The organism is Paenibacillus sp. VT-400, assembly GCF_001029205.1.
GTDB lineage: Bacteria > Bacillota > Bacilli > Paenibacillales > Paenibacillaceae > Paenibacillus > Paenibacillus amylolyticus.
This window is the reverse complement of sequence record NZ_LELF01000076.1, coordinates 1-242: the sequence shown is the minus strand read 5'-3', so window position 1 is coordinate 242 and position 242 is coordinate 1. Positions and strand designations below refer to the sequence as shown.

At 49.6% G+C, this 242-nt stretch carries 1 rRNA gene; it reads right to left on the bottom strand.

Going from position 1 to position 242, the window contains the following annotated elements:
• Window positions 1-242, bottom strand: a 16S ribosomal RNA gene (locus tag EL84_RS30400); the annotation flags it as partial.

The following is a 242-nucleotide window of genomic DNA, read 5'->3' as shown; positions in this document are numbered from 1 at the left end:
TGCTGGCAACTAAATATAAGGGTTGCGCTCGTTGCGGGACTTAACCCAACATCTCACGACACGAGCTGACGACAACCATGCACCACCTGTCTTGAATGTTCCGAAGAAAAGGTACATCTCTGCACCGGTCATTCAGATGTCAAGACCTGGTAAGGTTCTTCGCGTTGCTTCGAATTAAACCACATACTCCACTGCTTGTGCGGGTCCCCGTCAATTCCTTTGAGTTTCAGTCTTGCGACCGT